Annotated in this window: 28 protein-coding genes; 17 read left to right on the top strand and 11 right to left on the bottom strand. The window is 42.5% G+C overall.

The features are described 5' to 3' along the window. Nucleotides 1–49 precede the first annotated feature (49 nt). Complete coding sequence (locus tag JU57_RS12780; RefSeq protein ID WP_294877416.1) at nt 50–1,258, top strand: lactate permease; 1,209 nt, start codon at nt 50–52, stop codon at nt 1,256–1,258. Then, complete coding sequence (locus JU57_RS12785; RefSeq protein ID WP_037961884.1) at nt 1,258–2,133, top strand: WYL domain-containing protein; 876 nt, start codon at nt 1,258–1,260, stop codon at nt 2,131–2,133. The genes JU57_RS12780 and JU57_RS12785 overlap by 1 nt, the downstream gene beginning before the upstream one ends. Nucleotides 2,134–2,201: 68 nt before the next feature. Here the strand turns inward: JU57_RS12785 and JU57_RS12790 are convergent, their stop codons facing one another. The 6 genes from JU57_RS12790 to rarD form a co-directional block, all read right to left on the bottom strand. After that, entirely contained in the window at nt 2,202–3,389 is a 1,188-nt protein-coding gene (locus JU57_RS12790; RefSeq protein ID WP_037961886.1) for an EAL domain-containing protein, read from the bottom strand. A 75-nt stretch (nt 3,390–3,464) separates the two neighbouring features. Next, nucleotides 3,465–3,938 carry a DNA-deoxyinosine glycosylase gene (locus tag JU57_RS12795; protein ID WP_037961889.1) on the bottom strand — a complete coding sequence of 158 codons (474 nt, stop codon included), beginning with the start codon at nt 3,936–3,938 and terminating at the stop codon, nt 3,465–3,467. A gap of 171 nt (nt 3,939–4,109) precedes the next feature. After that, a complete protein-coding gene (locus tag JU57_RS12800; RefSeq protein WP_037961891.1) occupies nt 4,110–5,666 on the bottom strand; it encodes a phosphoethanolamine--lipid A transferase in 1,557 nt (518 codons plus the stop codon). Nucleotides 5,667–5,728: 62 nt separating this feature from the next. Further along, nucleotides 5,729–7,126: a HAMP domain-containing sensor histidine kinase gene (locus JU57_RS12805; RefSeq protein ID WP_037961893.1), complete on the bottom strand. Its 1,398-nt coding sequence runs from the start codon at nt 7,124–7,126 to the stop codon at nt 5,729–5,731. After that, nucleotides 7,110–7,784 (bottom strand): response regulator transcription factor, encoded by a 675-nt coding sequence (locus JU57_RS12810; RefSeq protein WP_037961895.1) that lies wholly within the window; start codon nt 7,782–7,784, stop codon nt 7,110–7,112. Before JU57_RS12810 ends, JU57_RS12805 begins: the two co-directional genes overlap by 17 nt. Further along, the gene (gene rarD, locus JU57_RS12815; RefSeq protein ID WP_037961897.1) at nt 7,785–8,681 is read right to left on the bottom strand and encodes an EamA family transporter RarD; all 897 of its coding nucleotides are present in this window, start codon (nt 8,679–8,681) and stop codon (nt 7,785–7,787) included. A gap of 129 nt (nt 8,682–8,810) precedes the next feature. Between rarD and JU57_RS12820 the strand changes: the two genes are divergently transcribed. The 6 genes from JU57_RS12820 (at nt 8,811) to JU57_RS12840 (ending at nt 12,102) form a co-directional block, all read left to right on the top strand. Next, nucleotides 8,811–9,065 carry a hypothetical protein gene (locus JU57_RS12820; protein ID WP_037961898.1) on the top strand — a complete coding sequence of 85 codons (255 nt, stop codon included), beginning with the start codon at nt 8,811–8,813 and terminating at the stop codon, nt 9,063–9,065. Further along, the gene (locus JU57_RS12825) at nt 9,041–9,454 is read left to right on the top strand and encodes a hypothetical protein (RefSeq protein WP_294877422.1); all 414 of its coding nucleotides are present in this window, start codon (nt 9,041–9,043) and stop codon (nt 9,452–9,454) included. Before JU57_RS12820 ends, JU57_RS12825 begins: the two co-directional genes overlap by 25 nt. A gap of 144 nt (nt 9,455–9,598) precedes the next feature. Beyond that, the gene (locus JU57_RS13850; RefSeq protein ID WP_051906891.1) at nt 9,599–10,123 is read left to right on the top strand and encodes a HAMP domain-containing protein; all 525 of its coding nucleotides are present in this window, start codon (nt 9,599–9,601) and stop codon (nt 10,121–10,123) included. Continuing rightward, complete coding sequence (locus tag JU57_RS12830) at nt 10,042–10,926, top strand: GGDEF domain-containing protein (RefSeq protein ID WP_294877424.1); 885 nt, start codon at nt 10,042–10,044, stop codon at nt 10,924–10,926. Before JU57_RS13850 ends, JU57_RS12830 begins: the two co-directional genes overlap by 82 nt. Next, nucleotides 10,923–11,264 carry an arsenate reductase family protein gene (locus JU57_RS12835; protein ID WP_037961901.1) on the top strand — a complete coding sequence of 114 codons (342 nt, stop codon included), beginning with the start codon at nt 10,923–10,925 and terminating at the stop codon, nt 11,262–11,264. The genes JU57_RS12830 and JU57_RS12835 overlap by 4 nt, the downstream gene beginning before the upstream one ends. A gap of 106 nt (nt 11,265–11,370) precedes the next feature. After that, the gene (locus tag JU57_RS12840; protein WP_037961911.1) at nt 11,371–12,102 is read left to right on the top strand and encodes a hypothetical protein; all 732 of its coding nucleotides are present in this window, start codon (nt 11,371–11,373) and stop codon (nt 12,100–12,102) included. An 11-nt stretch (nt 12,103–12,113) separates the two neighbouring features. On the opposite strand, the gene JU57_RS12845 is transcribed toward JU57_RS12840, so the two are convergent. Then, nucleotides 12,114–12,737, bottom strand: coding sequence for a LysE family transporter (locus JU57_RS12845; protein ID WP_037961913.1), 624 nt, complete (start codon nt 12,735–12,737; stop codon nt 12,114–12,116). A gap of 241 nt (nt 12,738–12,978) precedes the next feature. On the opposite strand from JU57_RS12845, the gene JU57_RS12850 reads away from it, so the two are divergent. The 6 genes from JU57_RS12850 to JU57_RS12875 are packed head-to-tail and all read left to right on the top strand — an operon-like array spanning nt 12,979 to nt 17,405. Beyond that, nucleotides 12,979–13,290, top strand: coding sequence for a hypothetical protein (locus tag JU57_RS12850; RefSeq protein ID WP_037961915.1), 312 nt, complete (start codon nt 12,979–12,981; stop codon nt 13,288–13,290). Then, a complete protein-coding gene (locus JU57_RS12855; protein WP_037961918.1) occupies nt 13,280–14,467 on the top strand; it encodes an FtsX-like permease family protein in 1,188 nt (395 codons plus the stop codon). The genes JU57_RS12850 and JU57_RS12855 overlap by 11 nt, the downstream gene beginning before the upstream one ends. Further along, complete coding sequence (locus JU57_RS12860) at nt 14,464–15,129, top strand: ABC transporter ATP-binding protein (RefSeq protein WP_037961920.1); 666 nt, start codon at nt 14,464–14,466, stop codon at nt 15,127–15,129. Before JU57_RS12855 ends, JU57_RS12860 begins: the two co-directional genes overlap by 4 nt. Next, nucleotides 15,126–16,085: a hypothetical protein gene (locus JU57_RS12865; RefSeq protein ID WP_037961921.1), complete on the top strand. Its 960-nt coding sequence runs from the start codon at nt 15,126–15,128 to the stop codon at nt 16,083–16,085. Before JU57_RS12860 ends, JU57_RS12865 begins: the two co-directional genes overlap by 4 nt. Further along, nucleotides 16,082–16,588 carry a hypothetical protein gene (locus tag JU57_RS12870; protein ID WP_037961922.1) on the top strand — a complete coding sequence of 169 codons (507 nt, stop codon included), beginning with the start codon at nt 16,082–16,084 and terminating at the stop codon, nt 16,586–16,588. Before JU57_RS12865 ends, JU57_RS12870 begins: the two co-directional genes overlap by 4 nt. A 1-nt stretch (nt 16,589) precedes the next feature. Next, nucleotides 16,590–17,405: a TIGR01777 family oxidoreductase gene (locus tag JU57_RS12875; RefSeq protein WP_037961926.1), complete on the top strand. Its 816-nt coding sequence runs from the start codon at nt 16,590–16,592 to the stop codon at nt 17,403–17,405. On the opposite strand, the gene JU57_RS12880 is transcribed toward JU57_RS12875, so the two are convergent. Beyond that, nucleotides 17,402–18,028 (bottom strand): LysE family translocator, encoded by a 627-nt coding sequence (locus JU57_RS12880; protein ID WP_037961928.1) that lies wholly within the window; start codon nt 18,026–18,028, stop codon nt 17,402–17,404. The two genes, JU57_RS12875 and JU57_RS12880, sit on opposite strands and share 4 nt — an antisense overlap. A 170-nt stretch (nt 18,029–18,198) precedes the next feature. Here JU57_RS12880 and JU57_RS12885 point away from each other — a divergent pair, with 170 nt between their 5' ends. From JU57_RS12885 to JU57_RS14175, 3 genes are read left to right on the top strand one after another with little or no spacing between them, the layout of a single operon-like run. Further along, a complete protein-coding gene (locus tag JU57_RS12885) occupies nt 18,199–18,645 on the top strand; it encodes a hypothetical protein (RefSeq protein ID WP_037961931.1) in 447 nt (148 codons plus the stop codon). Nucleotides 18,646–18,669: 24 nt separating this feature from the next. Beyond that, nucleotides 18,670–19,176 (top strand): flavodoxin, encoded by a 507-nt coding sequence (locus JU57_RS12890; RefSeq protein WP_037961933.1) that lies wholly within the window; start codon nt 18,670–18,672, stop codon nt 19,174–19,176. Next, nucleotides 19,173–19,307, top strand: coding sequence for a hypothetical protein (locus tag JU57_RS14175; RefSeq protein WP_294877432.1), 135 nt, complete (start codon nt 19,173–19,175; stop codon nt 19,305–19,307). Before JU57_RS12890 ends, JU57_RS14175 begins: the two co-directional genes overlap by 4 nt. Nucleotides 19,308–19,338: 31 nt before the next feature. On the opposite strand, the gene JU57_RS12895 is transcribed toward JU57_RS14175, so the two are convergent. From JU57_RS12895 to JU57_RS12905, 3 genes are read right to left on the bottom strand one after another with little or no spacing between them, the layout of a single operon-like run. Next, complete coding sequence (locus JU57_RS12895) at nt 19,339–19,851, bottom strand: DUF1007 family protein (protein WP_037961935.1); 513 nt, start codon at nt 19,849–19,851, stop codon at nt 19,339–19,341. After that, on the bottom strand, nt 19,852–21,276 hold the full coding sequence (locus tag JU57_RS12900) for a DUF1007 family protein (protein WP_037961939.1): 1,425 nt from the start codon (nt 21,274–21,276) through the stop codon (nt 19,852–19,854). 2 nt (nt 21,277–21,278) lie between these two features. Next, nucleotides 21,279–22,028 (bottom strand): high frequency lysogenization protein HflD, encoded by a 750-nt coding sequence (locus tag JU57_RS12905; protein ID WP_037961941.1) that lies wholly within the window; start codon nt 22,026–22,028, stop codon nt 21,279–21,281. Nucleotides 22,029–22,099 lie beyond the last annotated feature (71 nt).

Consider the following 22,099-nt stretch of genomic DNA (forward strand, 5'->3'; position numbering starts at 1 on the left):
TAAACTGCTATAATGTCTCGCTCCATAAACGTGCCCTCCACGGCTTTTTATGGAGTCTCAAGCAATTTTTAGACCCTTCTTCGCAACTAGCAGTTTGGGTTATATAAAGACAAATGCGCAATATTCTGATGATAGGAAGAAAGGTGAAGCTAAAGATTATATGACAGGGGCACAATTAGACCAACATCAAAGTCACGATTTAGATCATATAAAATCTGCTAAAGAAATACATGATGATGCCGGGAGAGTTCTAGCTGAAATTAAGGGAACCGAACTTGCAAATACAGAGACAAATCTGAAACCAACAACTGCTAAAAATAATCGTTCTAAAAAAGCCGACCCAATGGAGGTTTTTTTAGCTAAAAAAAATGAAAAACTAAAAAAAATAAAAGAGTTAGAATCAAAAGATAATTTACCTCCTCAAGAAAAAAAAGAATTAGAAAATATTAAAACATTAGCAAAGATTGATGATGAAAAAGCACGAGGAGCAGACAAAAAAGCACGAGAAGAGATAGATAAAAAGATAAATGGCGATTATTACGGAAGTAAAAAATTTATTGGGAATACTGCGATTACGGGTCTCAACGAAGGCTCTAAAATGGGTATGCAACAAGCTATCGGGCTTGTTATGACTGAATTTTTTACCGCTCTTTTTGATGAGATTTTAGATATATACAAAAATGGGTTTTCTGCTGGATTTGATAATGAGAAATTTTTAACTATTTTAAAAAAGAGACTTCAAACAATTGCTAGAAAGATAAAAGCTAAGTGGAAAGATGTAGCAATTGCTTTTAAAGACGGTTTCATTTCAGGATTTATCTCTAATCTTGTAACAACTGTTACCAATATGTTTGTAACAACAGCAAAAAGGGTAATCAGAATTATTCGAGAAGGAATTTATTCTTTGTTTAAAGCTATAAAATTATTGATTTTTCCACCAGAGAATATGACTTATGAAGAAGCAATGCACGAAGCTAAAAAAATCATCGCAAGCGGTTTGATCGTCACTTTAGGAGTCATAGCAGAAGAGTATATCGAAAAATTTCTCGCCTCAACTGGGGCATTGGCTTCCTTTTCAAGTACATTAACAGCAATTTTTGTAGGTGCTATTACAGGGCTTGCTATCATTATGACGGTTTATTATCTTGATAAACGCAAAAATGACAAAGATGCAATTAAGGCATTAATGACTCGAGCAGAGAATAGTATAGCCAATGGTGAAGCTTTACTTGCTAAACTAAATCTAGGCTATGTTTAATGAATGAACACGATAAAATCGCTACAAGATTAGCATTAATCCTTCAAAAATTAGTTTCAAAAGAGAGATTTACAATTGAAGAGCTATGTGAAGAGTTCAATGTCAATAAGCGAACCATTCAAAGAGATATAAATGAACGGCTTGCATTTTTACCTATAAAAAAAGAAAATGGGTTTTACTTTGCTGAGTCTTTTACATTTGGAGATCTAAGCTTTAAAGATATTCAGGCATTTGCTACATTATGTGGGATTAAGTCACTCTATCCTGCACTCACAAACGAGTTTATTGTCGATCTCTTAAATATTAAAACAAGTCAAGCCTATCTTATTAAATCCTTCAACCATGAAAGTATTACAAACCAACAGAAATCTTTTGAAACTATCTCTGCATGGATTCTCAAACACCAACAAATCTCATGTACCTATAAAAATAAACAAAGAGTTTTAAACCCTTACAAGCTTGTCAATATCAATGGTATTTGGTATTTAGGGGCAGATGAAGATGGTACATTCAAAACATTTACCTTTTCAAAAATGACCAATCTAAAATTTTTAGATACACAATTTTCAGAAAATCCTGAATTTATAGAATTTCTCAGAAAAAATGAAGTCACATGGTTTTCTAATAGTACATTTGATGTAACCTTGCAAATCAATGCTCAAGTAGCCGAATATTTTTTCAGAAGAGCACTTCTTCCTAATCAAAAGATTATTGAACACACTGATGAATATCTCATTCTCTCTACAAAAGTATCCTATGAAGATGAGCTCTTTAGCATCGTCAAATACTGGTTACCACATATAAAAATTCTACAACCAACGGATTTGCAAACTAAATTTGAAGGTATTTTACACGATTATTTAATTCCATCGTAACCTGCGTGATAGAAAATAATTCATTTAAATGAACCAATGGTGCTGATTGTAAAAATTTTCAATGTGCATTAAAGTGTTTGGACTTTTAGATCCAGACACACAATGCTCTCTTTGCCTTCATGAACAAATTTTTGCGCAAAGGTGCGGCACATACGCCCTGAGGCGCGTGAGATGTACTTTTGGCTGAGGTAGTTGCCCCGTTTTGACTCTTTGGTGATGTAAAAATACTCTTTAAGTGCGTGGTTGTCGCCGTTTCGTGCGGGTTGGAAAAACTCGTTAGTGTCTGCACTGATGATCGTGTTGCCCTCTTGAATGCCGGTGGTGGCATCGATGCAGTAGATCGCTTCGATGATCTCGAACTCTTTGAGGAACGCGAACAAATCAGGCTGATGTTTGTGCGTAATCGCTTCGATAATCGCGTGTGTGTAGGCTTTGGCACTTTCGATTAATATCTCTTTGCGTTGCATGGAAGATTTGACGTTTTGGGTGTGCCTTGCACCGATATAAGCAATTTTTTCATCCACAAGCGCTTTATCAAACATCGCTCCACTGGGTCTTGCGAACCAGAATCCTTGAAAAAGGTCGATGTCGAGTTTTAATGAACGCAAAATCTCTTCTTCCTCTTCCACCCCTTCAGCCAGCACGAGTGCGCCGATGTTGAAACACATATTGGCGATGGATTTCAAGATCTCTTTGTGGATGAAATTTTGATGCACATTAAACACAAGCGAGCGGTCGACTTTGACGATGTGAGGACGCACCGTGGAGATGCGATCAAAATTGGCATTGCCTGCACCAAAATCATCCAGAGCGATGAGAAAACCCCGATCTTTGTAGAAGTCACAGAACTGTTTAAGCCGCTCGCTGTCTTCGATCTGATACTCTTTGATCTCAATGACGATGTGTGAGGGCGGAATGCCAAAATCGTTTGCCAGTGAGCAAAAAGCAAAGTCATCAAAGCTTATCTTGCTATCAAGCAGATGCGATTCAAAATTGAGAAAGAGTAACAGCTCTTTGTTGGCGTCCAGCAGTGGTTTAAAGGTTTCAAGTGCTTTGGTACGCGCGTATTTGTCGAGTTCAAACGAGAGATGCTCTTTTTTGGCTTGGTCAAAGACAAAGATGGGCGAGAGCGGTTCATGGTGCTGATCGTGCGCACGCATCAACGCTTCAACACCGATGACTTTGGCACTGCGAATGGAGACAATCGGTTGAAAATAGATGTAAATAGCGTTGTCGTGAATGAGTTGTGAAACCACAAAGCCTCCTTTTTGGTCTATGAGGGAGCATTATAACACAGCGCTTTGGGCTTCATTGGTGAAAAAAAGAGCATATTAGTCCACGATAACACGCCACGCTTCGATCAGTTTCTCCAAAGACCATGCCGCATTCGCAGGACTGGTGGAGGGGAGTTTGATGATGCTTCTGAGGGTTGTTGCTTCGCAATATTTTTGGTAGAGTTTTTCAGCCGTTGCGCCGTTGGCGTAGATGTGTTTGATGGAAGCTTCTTGAAGCAGCGTTGTAAAATCCATCGGTACGACGTTTTTGATGCTGCTATCACTCGATCCTGTGATCTCACAGCTGTGAATGACATCCCAAATGGCAATGCGATGCTCTAGAAGCATCGCTTTTTTGGCTTCGATGGTGAGGGGAAGTGGCGTATTTGTGATGGCGGAAATGACCTTCCAAAAACGGTTCTGTGGATTGCCATAAAAGAAGCGTTCTTCACGCGACTTCACGGAGGGAAACGTGCCTAAAATCAGCACGTTTGAGTGGATATTATAAACAGGTTCAAACGTATGGTGCATGCTTTTTTACTTTCGAGTTCTTACAGAACTCTTTTTATAACGATTTTTAAGCAAAGCTTAAAAACCTACGCTATGCCGCTATGGCACTAAAGCTTGCCTCTAATGAGGCAGACAATTTCTTGCAGTTTGCAAGAAAATTATTAAGGTAAGATGAAAAAGTATAGCACAAACCTAGTGCGTGAGGTCTAGGTTTGGCGTGTATTCACTGGTTTTCACCTCAAAAAGTCCTAAGAGCGTGTGAAAGAGATTGTCCTGCGAAAAGCGCTCATTGGCTTTTACATGTAAAGCTTCATACTTTGCTTTATCGCTGAAGTAAAAGAGTGCTGGCACGTGTTTTTGATCCTCAGGAGCGATCATGTAGGGAAGTCCATGCAGATAGACGCCATTTTCGCCCAGAGACTCGCCGTGGTCGGAGATATAGATAAGGGTGGTGTCGTATTTGTCTTCATTGGCTTTGAGCAGGTTAATCGTCTCATTGATGATGTAATCGGTGTAGAGAATCGTGTTGTTGTAGGTGTTAACGATCATCTCTTGGCTGCATTTTTCCAAATCTTGCGTATCACAGGTTGGGGTGAATGTTTTAAACGTATCAGGATAGCGTTTAAAATAAGTCGGTCCGTGGCTTCCTTCTTGGTGCAAGACCACAAAGGTGTCTTTATACTGCTTGTCAATGTTGACTTGAAAGTCACGAAGCAGGACATCATCAAATCCTTTGCCCCCGTAGTTGATGACATCGCTCATGCGTTTGGCAACTTTTTTGTCGCCTCCTGAATTGTTGTCTCTCCAGAGGATGCGCACGCCTGTTTTGGCAAGAACATCCACGATATTTTCATACGACTCTTTCGCTTCGCTCCAATTGGCTCTGCCAAATTTGGAGAACATACACGGCACTGAGATCGCCGTTGCCGTCCCACACGAGGCAAAATTGTTTAAAAAGACGATGTCATCTCGTTTGGAGAGCAGTGGATTGGTCGGGCGAGCATACCCAAAGAGCGCAAAATTACGTGCACGAGCTGTTTCCCCTAAGATAAAGACGACCAGTTTTTTCTTCTCATGGATGGGCCTTGTTGCATCCATAGCAATGGCGGTAAAGATGGGTTTTGGTTTGATTTTACTGTAGGCAAATTTCACAAAAGAGGCTATGGGGTAGTAGGGGTTTATGTACATTTTAAGCTCATTATGGTTTCTAAAAAAGGAGCTGTAGGATTTGCCAAAATTCATATAAACGCCCATAACTATCAGGAGAGAGACAATCAGTACCAGCGCTTTTTGAGCAAACTCTTGGGTGAAACTTTCAAACCGTATAGGTGCTTTAAAGAGTACCCAAAGTGAGATGAGTGTGGCAGCCCCAACGTAAAGCAAAAGCTTGGGCGTTAAAAGATCACGTATTTCACCGCTATCGGTTTGAAAAATATTGGTGTACATATTGGCATCAATGATAGCCCCAAAGGAATCAATAAAATAACTGCTCAGCGCGCCTATAAAAATGAGTGCGACAAAGAGGATTTTAAAAAGTGTTTTGGAGGGTAAAAGCAGTATGAAGTTCAAGACACAAATAAAGATCAATGCCAAAACAAAAGGGGCACTGATGGCAATAAAATAGTTGTCTTCTTCCAGTGCGAAATAAAAAAGTTTGGAAAAAAACGTGAGGTTGTAAAGAAGTGTTAGCCCCAAAGCAAGGAGAACAATGGCTCTTTGGCTGTGGGATGTTAAAAGTTTAAAAGGCATTCTCTATCCTTAGTCTAAAATGATACGGATAGTTTAGAGCCTGAGTATGAATAGAAGATGAATTAGAAGTAAATGTGCGCGTGTGTTCCTTTATGCTCTTCACTTTCAATCGTGATGGAAAGATCATGCAAGTCCAAAATAGTTTTAACGATGGCAAGTCCTAGTCCGCTGCCTTGCGCACTCTCTTTGCTCTCTTGCGTGCGGTAAAACTGCTCAAAGACATGCTCAAGATCGGCTGTTTTGATTCCCATACCTTCATCTTTAATGCTAAGCTCATGTGCTTTTAACGTCACATGAATCGTGGAATTTTCGAGTGAATATTTGATGGCATTGTCGATGAGGTTGGCAATGGCGATTTTTAAAAGGGTTGCATTGCCTCTGAGGTTTTGTGCTTGCAGGGTTTCGACGATGAGGTGGATGTCTTTGGGTTCACACAAAGGGCGTTTTTCTTCGATGGCTTCAAGTAAAACTTCATCCAGATAGACCTCATGAAAATGTTTTTTAAGATCATTTTTGGTGTTGCTCGATAAAAAGAGAATTTTCTCGATGACTTCATGAAGCACACTGACCTCTTTTGCCACTTTTGCTAGAATCTGCTCATATTCGTGTGTGGTTCGCTCTTTGCGAAGTCCGACTTCGACTTCCCCTTTGATGATAGTCAGAGGCGTTTTGAGCTCATGCGAAGCGTTTTGCCCAAACTGTTTCACTTGCGCGTATGCGTGTTGCAGTTCACCCAGAAGTATGTTGAAGGTTTCGATGAGATCGTCTATCTCAGAAGCGATGTGCGATTTAGGAATGATAGAATGCTCCATCTCTCCTCGCATCGCTTTAGCGGCATTGGTGACATGTAAGACATTGGAGAGCGATGTGGAGATGAGCAGATAGGCTAAACCAAGGACGATCACGAGTAAAGCGCACAGCCCGATACTCAGCGTTGTGATCATCTCTTGGATTTGAGGCGTGAGATTGTCATAGGGAATGGCGCATTGCAAAAAGAGCATTTGGTACTCATTTTGCGCTAAAAACATGGTTCCGATATAGATTTTATGGGGGCTAAGATTCGGCTCAAAAGTGAGAGAAAAGGTGATTTCACCGGGTTGTTCAAAAATCTCTTGAATGATGCCAGGTTCGATTTTAAGGCTGTGCTCTTTAAGATCGCTTGAGCGCGAGAGGATCTGTGGGGCATTTGACATGCTGTCATACGCAACCACTTGCGCATACAAGAGAGGAATGGCAAACTCCTCTTTGACTTCATTGAGTGTAATCTCTTTGGTTGGATCTTCCTCAAAATCGTGTTTAATGTCTTTTGAAACGGTAAATAACGTCGCTTCAATGCTTTTTTGATATGACGTTTCAAGGGTATAAATGACCAAATAGCCAAAGCTGTAAAACAGAGCAGACAAAACAACAAAAAGTGCCGCCAAAAGGCGGAATCTAAGGCTTTTAAAGGGCGTTTTCATGGATCGAGTATCCTAAATTTCGGTGAGTTTTAATGAGTTTTAGCTCAAAATTTTTATCGATTTTTGTACGTAAACGGTACATGTAAACGTTGATGATATTGCTGTTGATGGACTGGTCACTGCTAAAGAGTTGCTCTTCTAAAACACGCTCTTCGATGATGGAGCCTTTATGGCGCATCAGATACTCCAAAAGGGCATACTCTTTGGCGGTTAACACAATGTCCTCTTGGGCGCGCGTCACCGTTTTGCTCAAAAGGTTGAGCTCCAAATCCGCCACTTTGAGAACAGACTCTTTGGCGTTATGTTTACGCAGCTGTACATGAATGCGCGCCAAGAGCTCTTCAAAACTAAACGGTTTGGTGAGGTAGTCATCGGCGCCCACATTGAGCAGACTCACTTTATCGCTGATCGTACTTTTGGCACTGAGCATAATGATGGGGGTCGCAAGCTTGTGTTCACGAAGCGTTTGGCAGACCTGATCGCCTTGCGCACCTCGCAGCATAATATCTAAAATGATCACATCGTAACTGCCCATTTGCGCTAAGTAGATCGCGTCTTCACCGTTGTCACATACATCGACGCAAAAGTACTCTTCCTCAAGTCCTTTTTTAAGAAACGAGGCGATTTTGGCATCATCTTCAACGACTAAAATTTTCATTTAACCCTCTTTAGAAGCTCTTTTTTTCACATACCCATCAATGCTAAAAATTGCCAATGCAATCCAAATCAGCACAAACGTGGTCAGTTTTTCGGGAAGTAAAACTTCATCATAAACAAAAATAGCTAACAAAAAGGAAACGGTCGGGCTAAGATACTGAAAAAAGCCTAAGTGAATTAACGAAATGCGTGTGGCAGCGGCGTTAAACCACAACAATGGAAGTACGGTGATGATACCAGCTAGCAGTAAAAGCCATGAAATGCCATTGGGTGGAAAGACAAACGCGTTTTGGTCTGTAGCAACAAGGTAACTAAAATAGAGCAGTGCCAAAGGCAATAAGATGAGTGTTTCGATGTAAAGCCCATTCATGGCAGGCAGGTTGATCTGTTTGCGAATCAGCCCGTAAAAGCCAAAACTAAAGGCTAACACGAGTGAGACAACAGGAATGGAGCCGAGCGTAACGATTTGATAGACAATAGCACCAAAGGCTAAACCAATGGCAACTTTTTGCCAAAAAGAAGGGCGATCTTTAAAAAAGATGATGCCCAGTGCAAAATTCACGAGGGGATTGATATAGTAGCCAAGGCTGGATTCTGCGATCATGTTGTTGCTTACCGCCCAGATGAAAACAAGCCAATTGATGGAGACTAAAAGGGCGGTGAGTACGAGGTATTTGATCTTGTGAAGGTCTCGAATGAGGAGGGTAAATGCCCCCAATTGACGGCTAAAAAGGATCATACCAAAGAGCAACACCACCGACCAGATAATGCGGTGTGCCAAAATCTCCATCGGTGAGACCGAAGCGATCAGTTTAAAATAGATCGGGATTAAACCCCAAAAACCAAATGCCATCAGTGCGTAGAGGTAGCCTTGTGCTTCACGAGAGAGATTGTTCATCGGTTCCAACTTGTAAAAAAGTGGTGTTATTATAGGGCAATGATGCTTACAGGTTGAAATTCTCATCAGGATGTCATGCGTATTTGTAATAAAAACGGTTATAATTCAAACCATAAGGAAAGAGAGGGAGTGGCAGTAAGTCTCAAAGTAAAACTTTTTATCTTTATGACCGCTTTGTTTATGCTCTTCTCTTTTGTGGTTTGGTCCTATTCTAAGCATGTTTTGGAGCAGATCAATGAAAAATGGGCTGAGCGGTTTGTCAAAAAACAGATTCTTTTTGACAAAAATCGTACGCTTTTACCTCTCTTGCACGAGATTGAGATTATCAAAGAGATGCTCAAGGAGCCGCACTGCTTGCCATGGCACATAATGATAAAGATCTAGTGTTACGCAAAAATGGCATCGCACTGTTAGAGGCGTATCGTTTAAAGTTTCAGAGCCAAAGCTATTTTGCGGCGTTTACACGAAGTGAAAACTACTACTTTAACAATGCCAAAAACAGTTACAGTGGGAAACAGCTTCAGTATAAACTCTCTTCTAGTCAAAAAAATGACGCTTGGTTTTACGATGTTTTGAGCGACAATCAAGCATACTACATCAATGTCGATACCGATGAATTTTTGGGCACAACGTACATTGGGATCAATTACGATCTGAGAGAAAACAGTGAACTCTTAGGCATTGTGGGTACGGGTATGGATTTTACCCGTTTTGTGCGAGAGTCAGTGGGCATTGAGCAAGAGGGGGTGCGAAACTTTTTTATCAACCGTTAGTTAGATGTTCAGCTAGAGCGAGATACTCACTTCAAATACGATGAAAATTTCAAAACAAACGAAGGTACCCATAAAAAAATTACAGAGCTTTTTACAAGGGCTGAAGATAAGGACGCTATTCGTGAGGCGATAACGTATTTAAGGGTGCATCCTGATGCCATTCGTACCTTTTGGGTTGAGTATGAAGGGTCTAAAAAACTTTTGGGGATGAGTTTTCTCCAAGAGGTTGAATGGTTCAATGTGACGCTCATTGATGAAAAAGAGCTAGAGATCGCCAAGGATTTTTCGATTTTCCCGATGCTTTGTCTGCTTTTTTTGGTGATTTTAATTTTTGTTGCAGGGGCATTGCATTTTTTAATTATCAAGCCTCTTGAAAAACTCAAATCCTCGATGCAACGGGTGGAAAAAGGCAACTACGCGGTGGATCTCTCCCCTTTAGGGAGTGCCGAAATTGAAGCGCTTTCCCAAGAGTTCATCAAAATGATCAGTTATATACGTGCCAATAACGTAACTCTCGAAGAAAAAATCCAAGAGCGCACCAAAGGGTTGATGCAAAGTGAAGCCAAACTCAATACGATTTTGACAGTGTGGATGCGTTTATCTACATCAAAGATGTTCAGTATCGTTATGCGTATGCCAATAAACGAGCGTGTGAGCATTTGGGCGTGAGCCTAGAGGAGATCATCGGGCAAAATGATGCGCTCTTTTTTGATGCCAAAACAACGCAGATGATTCATAAAATAGACGATGAGATGATCCATTTTGGGCATAAGGTGACTTCTGAAGATGTGTTTGTCCTGAAAGATCATACGGAGTCGATCACGTGTATTTCGACGAAAATTCCTCTGTACAACGAAGAGGGAGTCCTTTATGGTTTGTGTGGCATTTCGACGGATATTACCGAGCGCAAAAAGAGTGAAGAGCTGATCAAAGAGCTTGCGTATCATGACTCCTTGACGCATCTACCCAATCGAAGAATGTTCCAAGAAGCCTTTGCTGTGATGATCGCCCATGCCAAACGGATGAAAAAACACGGGGCACTGTTGGTGCTCGATCTGGATAATTTCAAACCACTCAACGACACACACGGTCACAATGCAGGCGATCTTTTGTTGATCGAAGTGGCAAAAAGGCTTCGTGCATGTGTGCGTGAGGTAGACTTTGTTGCACGTTTTGGAGGCGATGAGTTTTTGGTCGCCTTGCGTGATTTAGACGAAGAGGAGAGTGTTGCCAAAGCAGAAGCACTGAAAATTGCAGGTAAAATTCGTTTACATGTAAACGCTCCGTATGTGCTCGATCTTGAAGAAGATTCAAAGATCATTACGCATGAATGCAGTGCAAGCATTGGTGTTGCGCTCTTTAACCATCAAACACCTAGTAAAGAGCGCGTCTTTAGTGAAGCCGATAAGGCGATGTACCTTGCCAAGCAAAAAGGGCGTAACCGCATCGAATTTTATGAGGAGTTAGGATGATTAAAGTTTACGGCATTACCACGTGTGGCAGTGTGAAAAAAGCCATTTCATTTTTTAAAGAGAAGGTCGTTCCTTACAGTTTTATCGATCTTAAAACCACCGCGATCAGTGAAGCAAAACTGGAAGAGTGGCTTTCAAAACAGCCTCTTTCGATCGTTTTCAACACCAAGGGTACTAAGTTTAAAACGTTAAATCTGACCAAAGAGATCAGCGATGAAGAGAAGAAAAGCTGGCTTTTAAGAGAGCAACTCCTCTTCAAACGCCCCATCGTCGAGTGCGAAGATGGGGCGCTTTTGGTGGGATTTGATGAAGAGGTGTATAACCAAAAATTTAGTTAAGCAATCTATATGGTGAGAGAGCATTAAGCAAGGCAAAATAGGAATATTTTTTGCTTTCTTTTGTTAGTAGAAGCTTCTCATCATTTTAGCAATAAAAGGATACCTCATGTCTTCAAATGTCAGTGGAGTCGGTTATACTATTTTCATTCAAAGCGACTACTATGCTAATAGAAATCTTGAAATAGCCAATGCGATGCAATCGGGAGAAGAGTGGTCTTCCGATACAGATCTTGAAGCGTATATTGAGAAAATTAAAGAGAGCATTCCTGAGCTTAAAGCAGCGGATGATGCAGGGCTTGCCATTGATATTGTTATTCTTCCTGAAACAGCTTCTTCGACACTGAAAAATGCTGTGAATCAAACCACACAAAAAATGATAGACGATGGTGCAGATGAAGATGTACTTAAAAGCGTTTTGGGAATCGTAAAATACAACTATTTTAGCACAATAGATTTTGGTTCAAGTGGCGTTGCTAATGTTACAAATAGTTTACTCACATACGATAAAGATCAACTGAGTAATGTCTTGAATGTATTTAAAGATATTTACAGTTCCAATGGTGAACTATCGGCAGGATTAAGCCAATTTTCCGACTATTTGGATGCGATCTATTCAAGTCTAACAGATACATCAAGTTCCTCATCAACAACCACGACCACCGCATCTAGCGAAGAAGAAACAAGTAATGATTTTGTTGAAACCTTGATACAAGAGCTTGAAAACAGTGAAGAAGGAACAACCACAGGCTCCGAAGAGCTTACTAAAAAGCTCTACAAAGATTATATTAAATCACTCTCTTCAAATCTTACAGGTGGATTGCTACAACAACACAGTTAAATCATTCCCCTTTAAGTGCGCTTTGCTGTTGAGATAAAAAAGGCTGCTAAGAGTAAAAAAGCGCCTGTCAGACGGTTTTGAATCTGAATCGCGCGAATCGATTTGATGACGTTTTTCAAGCGTGAAGCAAGGGAACTGTAGCCTGTCATCACGATGATGTCTACGCAAATGAGCGTCGAACAGATGATGACAAATTGCCCTAAAAGTGGTTCATTGGGGTTGAGAAATTGGGGGATAAACGCCACCAAAAAAACCGTCGCTTTGATGTTGGTGAGGTTAATGAGTGTGGCTTGAACAAACGCTTTGGAGGCTGAAAAGGCTTTGATATTGGCGGTATCATCCGGCAAATGAGGTTTTTCGATGAACTTCATTACCCCTAAAAAGATCAAATACATCACACCGATCCATTTGATGATGTTAAACAGCAAAAGTGAGCTCATAATCAGTGAACCAAGTCCTATGACGACCACAAAAGTTTGCACAAAAAGCCCCATTTGAAGCCCCATAATGGCGGCATAAGAGCGCTTCAGCCCGTATTTGAGTCCATAGTTCATAGAAACCACCGCACCCGCTCCTGGGGAGACACTGATAAGAATCGACGCGACCAGCATCGTAAGCCAAATATCTAACTGCATAAAATGTCCTTCGCTCAAGCATTTAAGATGGCGTATTGTAAATCAAAATGGCTTAGAAGTAGTACATTTTACAAAATAGTGAAGCAGCACCAAAGGTGCGTGGGCACTCTGCCGAAGAGAACCCAGTGTTAACGTAGTCTTTAGAGCTTTGCTTTAAAGGCGTGTAAAGAGTTCTGGAAGAACTCTATTGATAAAAGAGCGTTCGTGTGGTACAATCTTCGCGAATGTTACAGGAGAGACGATGCTAGCTCGAATCACGTTTTTTGCACTCTATATCAGCCTTTGTGTCACGATAATGGCACAACTGTTTTACTTCTCATCCACGCGTGCATTGACGCCTCAAATGCTTACATGTAAAGAAGCATTAAGCGCATTGGTAGGACTTCCCGATCTTGCGCTTGTGGGTGAAGCTCACTATGTTCGTCACCGAAGTTTGAGCGATGTTTTCTCCTATTTTAATGAATCGCCCGAACTGTTAGAGTATTTCCCATCCACTTTTGTCTATCAGTATGCTCCAAATTCTCAGCCTTCAAGGATAGAACGTGATTTTTAATATGAATTTTTTACTGCTGGATTACGCGATTCGCTCTTTGATGCGTCGGTTTAGCAAGAACTTTTTTATCTTTTTGATTTTAAGCCTGCTGATTTTTCTGCTCGCTTCAGTTTTGATGATCGCGGATGCGATTAAGTTGGAGCTAAATTCGACGCTGAAAACCTTGCCACAGATCACTTTGCAGCGTTTTATCGCCGGTAAACAGAGCGATGTGCCCATTGCACGCGCGGAAGCACTTTTGGACATCGAGGGCATTAATGCAGTGACGCCACGCGTCTGGGGCTACTACTATTTTAAACCCGCAGGCGTGAACTTCTCGGTCGTTGGCATCGACGCGTACGAAGAGCAGTACTCCCCAACGCTCACACTTCTCACACAACATTTCGATATGAAATTGCTCGCCAATAAAGAGAGCATGATCGTCGGTGAAGGGGTTAAAAAAATCTTAGCCGAGAACTACTACAGCGACTTTTTTAACTTTATCACGCCCAAGGGAGAGTGGAAAAGAGTGCCCATTGCTGGAGTGTTTCATTCCGATCTTGCTTTGGAGTCGAACGATCTCATCATTCTTCCGAAAAAACTCGCCTACGCCATTTTTGGCATGGAGGAGAGCAAAGCCACCGACATTGTGGTCAAAGTGGCGAATGTCAAAGAGATTGCGACCATCGTGCAGAAAATCACGGCGCGTTATCCGGATATGCGTGCCATTACGCAAGATGACATTAGGGTGAGTTACCAAAATATTTTTGATTATAAAAGTGGTTTTTTCCTCTCCCTTTTTAGTGTCTGTGCGTTTGCTTTTTTTATCATCATCTACGATAAAACCAGTGGATTAAGCTCGGAAGAGAAGCGGGAAATCGGCATTTTAAAAGCGATTGGTTGGAGCAGTGATGACATTGTGAAAGAGAAGTTTTACGAGAGTTTTATCCTCTCGTTGGGCGCTTTTTTAGTGGGCATTTCTTCCGCACTTTTTTACGTGTATGCACTGCAAGCACCGCTACTGCGAAACCTTTTCATGGGCTATTCTGAGCTCAAGCCCACTTTTTTGCTTCCTTTTAGTTTCAATCTTTCCATGGTCATTTTGCTCTTTTTACTCAGCGTGCCCATTTACATCGCCGCAACCTTGATTCCTTCGTGGCGCGCTTCAAGTTTAGATGCGGACGAGGTGATGCGATGATAGCGCTTAAAGATGTGTGTAAAAGCTTTATGCAAGGCGATGAGAGCGTGTTTGCGCTCAATCAAATCTCTTTACATGTAAAGCGTGGCGAGTGTGTCGTGCTCAAAGGTAGTAGCGGAAGTGGCAAGAGTACTTTGCTCTCTTTAATCGCGGGACTTGCGCAACCCAACAGTGGCGAAGTGCGTGTCGATGGCAGGGAAATTTCAAAATTACCTGAGCGTTTTAGCGCCAAACTACGTCGCCAAAAAATCGGGTTTATTTTTCAGAAATTTCATTTGATTCCGCATCTGACTGCCCTTGAAAATGTCATAACGCCTCTGATTCCTGAAAATCTTTCGCTCTCTCTTTTGGATGAAAAGGCCAAAACATCGATGGAGCAGTGCGGCATAGCGCATAAAGCGTCGATGCGCGTGAACCGCCTCTCTGGAGGTGAGCAACAACGCGTCGCCATTGCACGCGCTTTGGTCAATCAACCGCTGCTTATTTTAGCCGATGAGCCGACCGCCAATCTTGATGAAAATCTCTCGCGTGAGCTGATAGCGCAGTTTGAAAAGCTTAAAGATAAAGGCATTACGCAACTCATTGCAACGCACGATCCGCTCTTTTTTGAGCTTGGGTTTGTTGATCGCATCATCGAGATCAAAAACGGTGAACTGGTATGAGTTTAACGCCTGAGATTATCGCGCTTTTAACACTGGATGCCATCTTTTGCTTTTTGGGGTTGGTTGCATGGGTCGTGGCATTTCGCATCGCGTTTCACTGGAACGCCAAAGCAACCACACCGTTACAATACACACTCTCCAAACAGAGCTATTTGGGTGCGATCATCATCAAGTACATCTTTATGCTCAAACTGCCACTGTTTGCTTTTTTTATCTACACGACCGACACGCTCTCATCCATCATCGCAGGAGCGATGTGTGCTGCAGGAGTGGTGAATTCGGTTGATTTTGGGTTGTACTTGACTGTGTTTAAACTGCTCAATCTCTATCTTTTTGGCTTTTGGTTACTCTTGCATTATGCCGATGTCAATGATGAAAAACTCCCGTTTACGCGGCTGAAATTTGTTCTGTTTTTGTTTTTTGCATTGCCTCTTTTTGCGGAAATTGCGCTTGAAGTTTCGTTTTTCTCTAGCCTCAACATCAGCAAAATCGTCAGCTGCTGCGGAACACTCTTTTCTGCGGCAAGTGATTCGTACATGTCACTGCTTTTTGTGGTTGATGGATATATTTGGGTTGGGCTCTTTTACGGCTCTTTTGGCATCACGCTTTTGGCGTATGGGCTTAAAAATCAGTTACTGTTGATTGCCTCCAACGCACTTTTTCTCATCGTTGCAATCATCTCCCTGATCATCTTTTTTAGCACCTATGTGTACGAGCTTCCGACACACCGTTGCCCGTTTTGTCTGTTGCAAAAGGATTATTATTACGTTGGGTACGCACTCTATACATTCTTGTTTGCCGGCACATTTTTTGGGATGGGAGGAGCGGTGTTATCGCTTTTTTCCAAAGAGAAGATACGTTTTAGCAGGCTCTCTTTGGCGTTTAATACGCTCTATGTGCTTATGATCTCTGCGTATCCAATGGTTTATTTTCTACGCAATGGAGTTTGGTTATGAAGCAAAAAATCGCTGTTTTTATTCTCATACTTTTTCCCCTGCTTGCGCTGGGTGGGCTCTTTTGGTTTTTACATGTAAAGCATCAACTGCCCACGCAAATTGTCAATAAAGAGAAAACGCCTCTCGAATTTAAGGACAATACCGTCACTTGCGCGCTGTGCAACATGTACCTTGTGGGTAAAAAACACACAGCGCAGATCATCACGAACGATCTTAAAACGCACTTTTTTGACGACATTGGGTGTGCCATTTTGTGGCTTAAGGAGCAGAAGATTGACCCTGAAACCATTACATTGTGGGTCTTTAGTACTGAGAGCAATCGCTACATTGATGCCCTCAAAGCGTCGTACACGTTTACCGAAGAGACACCGATGCTCTATGGTTTTGCCGCCTACGAAAACCCAAAAGAGGGTATGATAGACTTTACGGAGATGCGTCTTCGCATGCTCAGAGGCGAAAATATGAGCGATCCAAAAATAAGGCAACGACTGAAAGGACACTAAGATGAGAGTAGCGATCAGTGGGGCAAGTGGTTTTGTGGCGAACGCGTTGAAACAGAAATTTCCTGATTTTGTGGTGATTGAGCGCAAAGATGATGTGGAAGCGATCACCCATAAACTGAAAGATGTCTATGCGGTGTTTAACCTTGCAGGTGCGCCCATCGCGGCAAAATGGGATGAAGCGTATAAAAAAGTGTTGTGGGAGAGTCGCATTGAGACGACTAAAAAGCTTGTAGCAGCGATCAATCAAAGCGACGTAGAGCATTTCATTTCGACCTCTGCGGTGGGCATTTACCCCAGTAACGTGCCTTGCGATGAGCAGACGCTAAAATTAAGTGAAGATTTTTTAGGACATCTCGCCCTTGCGTGGGAGAGAGAAGCGCAAAAATGCACGAAACGTACGACCATTTTACGTTTTGGCGTGGTTTTGGGCGAGGGTGGAGCGCTAGAGAAGATGTTGCCTGCGTTTAGGATGTTTCTTGGAGGCATCATCGGCGATGGCAGAATGATCACCAGTTGGATCGACATTGACGATCTAGTCTCGATTTACGCGTTTGTGTTGGAGAAAAAATTAGAAGGTATTTTGAATGCCACCGCACCGCAACCGCTCACGAACTACCACTTTACGAAAATACTGGGCAACGTGTTGCATCGACCAACCTTTGTTCCAGTACCATCTTTCATCATTAAAATGCTTTTTGGCGAGGGTTCAACGGTGTTGCTAGAGAGCAAAGAGGCGTATCCTAAAGCGCTTTTAACCCAAGGCTTTGTCTTTGCGTATCCCAATTTAGAGAGCTCGCTTCGCAAAATTCTCGCTTAGCGTCTCTCCAAAAACAGTCGGATGCCTAGAGCGATCATCACCGTTCCCGAGATGGCATCTAGGCTTTGGCGCACGCTTCTTTTGGTGATAAAATTATTCGCAGAGACAATTGTATAGATCAAAAGCCCCAGCCAAAGTGTTCCAATGATAAAGTGAATGAGCGCCAAAAAGAGCGACTGCGCAAGGGCTGAGTGCTCATGTGAGATAAATTGTGGCAGAAATGCCATGTAAAATATGATCGCTTTTGGATTTAAAATGTTTGATAAAAAGCCCTCTTGCAGTGACGTCCAAAAGGAAAACGGTTTTTTCTCCACCGCTTTTTGGTGCATCTTTTTGGCATTCCAAAAGGAGCGAAGCGAGGTAAATCCTAGCCAAAGCAGATAAAGCGCACCGATGGTTTTCAAAAGCATAAACGCCGTAGCCGAATAGAGTAAAATCGCTGAAATTCCCACGGCAGAGAGTGTTGCGTGCACAAACAACCCTAAACAAATTCCTAAACTAGAGACCAGCCCATCACGAGCGCCACCGCGCAGTGTGTTGCGAATGACGATCATCGTGTCCGCCCCTGGTGTCATCGTCAGCAGGGTAATTGCAATTAAAAATGTCCAAAGCTCCAACGGCATCTTTTTTCCTTTTTACATGTAAAGACTCAAATCTCGTAAAAGCCCGTATTTTAAGAGTTTTAAACGAGATGTTTTTGATATATTTCAAAATTTTACAGCAAAAGGGCTAAAAAGATATTGACTTATTATTTGAAAACGGTTATCATTTCAAAAACAAAAAGAGGTGATCGATGTCCGAAGCGCATTCAACCCTAACTGAAATCAGCCAACGTTTTGATAGTGAAGATTTGACACTGCTTGCCAAACATCCGGATCTTCACTTTACGATTAACAATTACGAGCTCTTTACGCACCACGTTTTCAGCCGTGTCAAGCGTCAAAATCCTGACAAATCGGTCACGCAAGAAGCGGTGCGCATTGTGATTAAAAGCGAAGAGTGTGCAGAGGCATTGCATCTGTATCCGACTTGGAAAATGATCGAGGGGCGCGTTGATGTTGAGGCGTACGAAGAGATCAGTCGGGCGATTGATGTGCTTGAAACCCAAGAGTGCAAACACATCTATCTGCTTTTTCCCAGAAGTGCCAATTTTAGAAAACATGTGCCCGTGCGTAGCCCCAAACTGGATGCGCTTGGGCTTCACTACACGCTTAAATTAGTTCCGTATACCATCTATTAAATCTTACGAAGGAGAAATGAGTTTATGAAAACAGCGGTCTTTTATGGAAGTACGAATGGCAATACCGCCGATGCGGCTTCAAAAATCAAAAAACGTCTTAATGCGGATCTTTACGATGTCGGAAAACTCAACAGTGGCGATGAACTTGCCCAGTACGATATGCTTATTCTTGGTACGTCCACATGGTACGATGGTGATTTGCAAGACGATTGGGAGAGCTTTATAGCGCATCTTAAATCAGCCGACCTGAGTGGTAAAATCGTTGCACTGTTTGGTATGGGTGATCAAGAAGGCTATGGCAGTGATTTTGTTAATGGTATGCGTTTTATTTACGATGAAGTAATCGAAAAAGGGGCGAAAGTGATCGGTTCATGGCCGATTGAGGGGTATTCATTTGAGAGCTCAAATTCCGTCATTGATGGCAAATTTATAGGTCTAGCGCTCGATGAAGACAATCAAAGTGATCTCACCAAAAGTCGGATTGAGTCATGGTGCGCCCAGTTGGAAGATGAGTTGAAGGCAAGTGCATGAGTGCATGTGACATTGCTTGCGCTAAGCCAAATAATGCGGCGAGTCCAAAGTCAAAAAATGTCGAAAAACCTGAGCAAAACAGTGCTAAAAATGCGAAAGAGCGCCTGCTTTTTTGCAAGTGCACCTGCTAAATGAAAGAGGAGAAGGCACCTTGCCTTCTCTTTATTCTTGCACCATCACCTTGTACGCGTAGTAAAAATCTGCATCATAGCCTTCAATTTTACATTTGATAGGCTCTTTACAGCTAAGCCACTCTTTTTTTAAAATGAGTGCTACATACATCTCTGCATCGTAAAAACGAAGTTCGTAGTGTTTCAATTTTGGCTTGGGAATCGCAAAGGTGTAGATGAGCTTTTTAGCTTCAAATGACGCCGAAAATTCACTCACACGTTTCAGATCAAACTCATCTTTACCATCGGACATGTGGATAAAATAGCTGTACGGCTCCAGCGTCCTAAAATGATCTTTTTCCATAAAAGCAATCTCGTCAGGATCGAGCTTTTTGTTTTTGTTCTTGTCGTAATCGTCCATCAGCATCACCGAACTCATCTCATCAAAACGCCATGTGATGATGATCTTTTCAGGTAAGACCTGCACATTGGTGTCGATAAAGACATGCGGATGTGCCATTAAAAACGTGCTGAGGCAACAGGCGTAAAAGAGGAGTCGTACCATTTAGACAAGCAGTAAAATAAAGCCAAGAGTGAGCATAATCAAAAGGCTGATAGGCTCGCTGTAGGTGAGAATCTTAGGGCTTTTGGTTTGAAAACGGTTTTTGGTAAAGACCGAAGCAATGGCAGTCAGGGCGATAACACTGCTCATGCCCAAACTCATGCTGAGGGCTGCTAAAAACCCTAAAAAATAAGCACCTGTGTTGAGTGCAAAAATAAAGATCGTAATAGTACCAGGACACGGAATGATCCCAGCGCTTAAAACCACGCCCCAGTCGGTACTTTGGGATTTTGGTGAGCAGGCAGAACAGTTACATGTAAACGGGTGCGCCGAAAAAGCGACGATTTTGGGTGTGCGTTGTAGCGCCCTGATTTTCTGCCAACTCAAATAGCCTGCAATGCCAATGATCATCAGCGCTGAAAGCTTGGTTGCATAGTAGGTGACATCGGTAAAAAAGGCATTGAAAAAGAGATCAAAGAGGGCGTAGATGATGAGTGTGAGTATAAATGCCGCAAAGGTATGCACGATGCCTATCAGCGCTGCCATGCTGATCGCTTTGGTGTAGCGGTGTTTGGAGGCAAAGAGGTATGAGCTTACCAATGCTTTTCCATGCCCAGGCCCTGCAGCATGAAGCAGACCGTATAAAAAGGAGGTACCTAAAAATAGCGCGTAGGCGAGGAATGTGCCTTTTTCTCTGAGGCTATTCATCGTTTCTTGGATGGTTTGTTGCAGATGCACTAAACGCGATTGAAGCCATGAGAGCGAGGCTGGAAGTGCTTTGGCTTGTTCTTCTACGATGGGCGGCGTGACCTCTTTTTGGGGTGGGACTACTGGCGCGGCATTGGTTTGTCCATGCACGCCATCGGTGATTTTGGTAAAGGCGATGTGGTTAAAAAGGTTGAATTCCATCGCAAACGGTTTTGCAATCGTATGGTCAACGCGGTGGATCAAAAATCTAAAATACTCCTCTTTATCTTCAATCGTAAAAGAGATTTCATCTCCAACGGCGACCTCTTGGTTTACGAGAGTGGTGAAGCGAAAGGTGAGGGTGTTGTTCTCTTGCCAAAAAGCTCTTTTTTGGATCTGGATAGGAATCTTCTTAACATCAGCTTGCGCCTCTTTGCCACTCACATACTCTATGGTTGTGAGGTAATTTTTTTTGGAAATGTAGTTTTCTAGGATGATGCGAATGCGCTCTAACTCATTGGGATCAAGTTTTTTATTGTGATTTTCATCGTAACGCTCTAACAGTGAGGTGATAAAATCTTGACTAAAATTCCATTCAAAGGTAATCGTTTCTATTTTTGAAGGCACACCCTCCATCGTGATCGCCACGGTAGCAGAGGGCGTATACAGCGCGCACAAGGCACAGGCACCCAGTTGAAATGGAAGGAAGAGAAAAAGTGTTACAATGAATTTTTTGACCATGATTAAAAAGCCCTTGTTGACATAGGATTGAGTAAAAACCAAATTCCCAGCGCGATGATACACAAAACACCCACAAGGCGCAGAGCCCAAAACCAGCGTGGATGCACTACGATGGGACGTACTTTGTGAATACTGTTAACCGCTAGACCTGCGAATGAGATGGTAAGTCCCATCCCCAAACTCATAAAAACAGCGGCGATGATGCCGATGCCGATGTGCCCTAAAGTGATGGCAAAAAAACAGAGCGTAATGACGCCCGGACAGGGCACGATGCCTGCTAAAACCACCACGCCAAAACGGCTATTGTGTGGCTGAACGTGCTCTTTTTTGATGTGGCGTGAGCGCCATACATCGTAAAGCAGCCAACAGCCCATCAGCACGATGATTCCGCCTGAAATTTGAAACAGAGGAGGATTGACTTGGCGAAAAAGTTTCATCGCACTGATCTGAATAAGATAGGTCGCGACCAATGTGACCACAAGGGCGGAGAGGGCATGCACAATGGCGATAAAAAAGCCTATTTGAAAGACATGGGAGCGTTTGGTAGGATTGGCTAAAAGATAGCCTGCCACAAGCGCTTTTCCATGCCCTGGTCCTATGGCATGCACGACACCATAGCCAAAGGAGAGGGCAAAAATAAGCAGCATCGGCAGCAGGTTCCCCTCATCAATCGCTCTAAAATGAGCAGAGAGTTCGGTGTTAAAATAGCGATTGGCTTCGGCAAATGCCATAGTAAGGGAAGAGAGGGTCATGGTAACTCCAATGAAATGCGTACAAAATTCTAGCAAAGCTTACATGTAAAACAGGTAAACAGAACACCGTT

Origin of the sequence: Sulfurospirillum sp. SCADC (genome assembly GCF_000743525.1) — a bacterium.
Classification (GTDB): Bacteria; Campylobacterota; Campylobacteria; order Campylobacterales; family Sulfurospirillaceae; genus Sulfurospirillum.